Below are 4,463 nucleotides of genomic sequence, written 5' to 3'. Positions count from 1 at the left end.
GATCAACATTACTTTAATTCCATTGAATAATCATTTCCATTAATGAATTCGCTAAATATGTCAAATCCATAATGCCTATATTCCTGCCGCTTTTTAGCAAGCAAATTCTCATAAACAACGGAGTAAAAATATCCTTCAAATGTCGTATGAATCTCCCTCGCCTTTTGCATAAACACAGTTTGTTTAAACGCACTGACAACGATTTCAATAACCTCTTCCAAAGGTTTTTCAAGTTGGCTTTTTCGATAAGCGATCAAGGCACGCTGCCATAGTTTATAAATATCAATGGCGTAGAAAAATGGAGAGGCAGTCTCACTAAACTTAGGATGAACAGATTCAGGAAGGAAGCTAATATCAAGCTGCTTATTTGTATCCATTTTGTCGAGTTTCTTTACGTTCTTTTCGTTATGTTTTTTCTCACAGAGTGAACTTTGCTTTTTCTCTGTTTTAATAGGAGTGACAGTTGGAGTGACATCTTGGGGTGACATATTATTTTTAAGCTCGTCAACAGTCGGGAACGGTTGAATGACAAGCAAATTCACACCTTGCTTCCCATTCATTCTCGCAGTTGCGATTTTCTTAAGAAATCCTAGATTTTCAAGTTTTTGAACAACCCGAATAACGGTCCTTCGGGTAAGCTGAACAGCTTCAGCAATCGTATGGTATTTGGCAAATGACACGCCCACCACTTTAACAGAATGCCTCCAGATAAACTGGAGAACTTTCAACGCATCTTGTGAAATGGATGATTTATGTATGAATAAAAAGCCGCGAACCGCTTTGTCCATTTCTCCCACATCTACAAAAGATTGATACCTTTGAATGGTTTCATAATTTAATTTTTCCATTTTCATAGCCTTTCGACAGTGCACGATCCATTTATTCCTAGGTAGCTCTAAATTAATATAAATATATAAAAAAGAAAATTAGCTAATAAAGCCATAAACACGTTTTTTCTAGCCAAAAGTGATTTTTTGAAGCGAAAAGAGGAGTTAAAATGCAGTTTTGGGGCTCAAAATGGAACTTTGATATTAAATTGAAGATCCCTACTGATGTTTATCATGTAGAGACTGACTATGACAAGTCAGTCTCTTATTTATCTAATGGATGTGTTCGTAATGGGCGAAGTCTTTTGTTTGAGGCAAAGTGAAAATATTTTTTTGCATTGAGGAATTGAAATTCCTAGGATGGGCCCTAACCCAAACGCAATAATCACTGTGCCTATTCCAACAGGGCCTCCTAACAACCAGCCTATAAGAAAAATGATGATTTCAATCCCATTTCGTACCCAGGGGATGCTCCAGCCCGTTTTTTCAACTATCAAAAGCATAAAATGGTCTCTTGGTCCTGCTCCAAGGTCAGCAGAAACATATAAACCAATTCCATATCCTAGAAAAATAACACCAAGTATATACACGAATGATTCCCCTATTAAACCATCAACGGGTGGAAGCAGCCAATTAAAAAAATCAATAAACAATCCTAGAAACACCATATTAAGGAGCGCTCCTATTTTTGGCCATTCCTTTTTAATTACAGAACTAATCAACAAAAGCAAGCATCCACTGATGATCGCCCAGGATCCAATGGAGAGCCCGAATTTGAGAAATAACCCGTAATGAAAAACGTCCCACGGTCCAATCCCCAATTGTTTACCTTTAATAGTTAAAGAAATCCCAAAAGCCAAAATCATTAATCCAAAAACAAAAAAAGACCAGCGCAGAAACCATTCTCTTCTCATCAAGACTGCTCCTTCATCTTATATAATGCTATACTAATATACCATAAGAATTTAGGAATAGGGACATTTGTAAGGGATAATGTCTTTGGAGGTCTCGCAGCTAAAATGGAGGACTCATTCACAGTTTAGTTAGAATTATGGATGAATTACTCAGTATATTTATCTGTTCGATCAACAATTGTAAAAGTAGAATAATTTCTTTTATGTAATTCAAAAGCTTTGTCAATTGAAGCTACCCCAAACCATCCACCATTTCTTAACATTTCGTTTATGCCTTTGTACTTTGGATTACGTGACTTATTCTTATTGTGATCCCAAAATGTTTAGTTGGCTTGTCAATATCTATCCAGATGCTCATGTTAAATGCTTTAAAACTATTATTTGTTTATTTATAATAATAATCAATTATTGCCTCAAATAATACTCGTTTAAGCATTTTCAATTTTATCAGTCATTTTCAATAACAAAAACTGAAATTCTAAGTAGAATTATTTATGCAAGTTTAATTGTTTTAAAGTTTCAGAAAAAGTTCATAGAGTTACAGGATTAAAGGAGCTTCTAAACTCAATAAACATTCGAGAAAGGAAAGGAGGAATTCAAACTCAAAATAGTAACTACTCCAGAGAAATCGATCATAACAAAATTTATAGTGTACTAACTTAGACTCGTTAATAATAACGCGGAAAATACTTTTTTCCCTTACAATAAGATCCTTTTCAAAAGCTTCTATTAAATTTAGTAATTTATTATTTAGATATTCTCCCCATTGATTGTTCATTTTAGGATAAAATACTGTGATAGTTCTTTTGTTCATTGAAAGTAGGGATCCCACCAACAAAATCAGCTTTTTGTTGGCGGGCCCCACTTATATATAAGCTCAAAAAGAAAGATAAGATTGTATCATATACGTTGAAAGCTTTCTTCTTGATCCTTTTAAGGGAATAAGCACTATCTTTTTCGATCAAAGATATTTTCGATCCCTTTGCATTATTACTTTTCTATCGTTTTGCATTTGTTTATAGCAATAGAAAAGCTAGCGGTGTTACTATAATCACGCTTAGAACTGTTCTTTCAATCCAGATGACAAGAAGCTTTCGAATGCTAATCGGAATGTCTGTTGACAGTACAGAAGGAATGTAAGCTGAGAAAAACACAATGGCTGTAACGGATACAACCGCAATGATAAATTTTGTGACTAAAGGTGCTTCGACAACTAATAGGGCTGGTAAATACATTTCGGTAATTTCAATTGCTAAAGCTTTTGCAGCTAAGAGTGGTTCCGGTATTTGTAATATTAAAGTTAATGGATAAAAAATGTATCCAATAAAGTCGAAAATTGGAGTGTAAGTGGCTATTAACATCCCCAACAAACCAATGGATAAAATAGTAGGAAGGGTACTCATTGTCATAATAAAACCCTCGCGTAAATATAACCATACATTTTTTCCAATACTCAAGGAGTTATTTGCTGACTCCATTCCAGCTTTCCAAGCATTGGCTAATAATTTCCCTTTGTATACCTCTTCAGGTTGACCTTTTCCTTCGTAATATTCATTACTAAATTTATTGAGTGGCCAGATGCGCACTGTGATAGCTGTTACAAGGAATGTGACTAAAAATGTAACCCAAAAGTAAAGATTCCATAAATGCATAATTTCTAGTGTATTAGCGATAATGATCATAAACCCTACCGTAACGGTAGAAAAACCAGTTACAATAATAGCGGCTTCTTTTAGTGTATATTTCCCTTCTTTGTACAAACGGTTAGTAATAACCATCCCAACCAAAAAGCTTCCTACAAAAGAGGCCACAGCATCAACCGCAGAGCGGCCTGGAGTTTTATAAATCGGACGCATAATAGGCTGTGCAAGAACACCAATAAATTCTAATAGCCCATATCCTACAAGAAATGCAAGGAATATTGAACCAAGAGGCACTATAAGTGCTACCATAATACCTAGTTTATCGAACAGTAAAGGTTTTTGGTCTAGTAACCATGAAGGTCCGATATTTAAAATATACATAAGGGCAACAACAGCTCCGACTATTTTTAGCAAGGAGAAAATAGTATTATATGTATTTCCCCTCCAAAAACCCTTAATAAATGGATAGGCAGCCCCTATAAAAATTACAATTAATGTATAAATCGGAACAAGGGATGGAAGTGCGGACCTTATCCAAGACATCAAATGGTCAAGTGGTATAGATGATACCCCATTTACTGTTATCGGAATAAAAAATGTAAAAATACCGATAAGACTAAATGCAAAAAACTTCAGTACATTAACAGGTGTAGATAGTTGTGTCTGTGTCTGTACATTTGATTGAATATTAGGGTTACTCATGTTAACATCTCCTTTATGTTAGAAATTCGTTAAACTTGATCCCTTTCAGCATTCCAGATATAAAATAATCTTACACTACCTTTCCCCCATTCCTTGATCTATAAAAAACCACTATGAGAGTTAACTACCCTCAGCTACTCTACATCTGTTAAATTCTTTTTCATCAAGTCGTTTTTATTTATTTCCTAATTTTCAGAAATTTCATTTGATGCTTAGGGGTATAATACCCCTGTCTACTTTTTAGAAGCTATAAGCTTTTCTATGACTCACGTATCAGGACTATCACATGTTAACTTGATAGATGAAATTCTGTTCTTTTACCAGTCGATAAAGAATTTTCAATGGGATGAATACAACTTCATTTACTAGTTTTATAG

3 protein-coding genes are annotated in these 4,463 nt (G+C 34.6%); all 3 read right to left on the bottom strand.

From position 1 onward, the window contains the following. Positions 1-8: 8 nt before the first annotated feature. The 3 genes from V7149_RS25955 to V7149_RS25945 all read right to left on the bottom strand — a co-directional run bounded on the left by V7149_RS25955 (position 9) and on the right by V7149_RS25945 (position 4,086). Positions 9-848 (bottom strand): helix-turn-helix domain-containing protein, encoded by an 840-nt coding sequence (locus tag V7149_RS25955; RefSeq protein ID WP_335348435.1) that lies wholly within the window; start codon positions 846-848, stop codon positions 9-11. 248 nt (positions 849-1,096) lie between these two features. Continuing rightward, a complete protein-coding gene (locus tag V7149_RS25950) occupies positions 1,097-1,741 on the bottom strand; it encodes a YczE/YyaS/YitT family protein (protein ID WP_335348434.1) in 645 nt (214 codons plus the stop codon). Between the two features lie 1,016 nt (positions 1,742-2,757). Further along, complete coding sequence (locus tag V7149_RS25945; RefSeq protein WP_335348433.1) at positions 2,758-4,086, bottom strand: YjiH family protein; 1,329 nt, start codon at positions 4,084-4,086, stop codon at positions 2,758-2,760. Positions 4,087-4,463: the final 377 nt, after the last annotated feature.

Origin of the sequence: Bacillus sp. JJ1503, assembly GCF_036965125.1 — a bacterium.
Taxonomy (GTDB): domain Bacteria; phylum Bacillota; class Bacilli; order Bacillales; family Cytobacillaceae; genus Cytobacillus.
This window is presented reverse-complemented; position numbering and strand designations above follow the sequence as displayed.

What these genes read in the sequence shown, in the direction of transcription:
- V7149_RS25955 (WP_335348435.1), bottom strand. Translation starts at nt 848, where the DNA reads ATGGAAAAATTAAATTATGAAACCATTCAAAGGTATCAATCTTTTGTA.
- V7149_RS25950 (WP_335348434.1), bottom strand. Translation starts at nt 1,741, where the DNA reads ATGAGAAGAGAATGGTTTCTGCGCTGGTCTTTTTTTGTTTTTGGATTA.
- V7149_RS25945 (WP_335348433.1), bottom strand. Translation starts at nt 4,086, where the DNA reads ATGAGTAACCCTAATATTCAATCAAATGTACAGACACAGACACAACTA.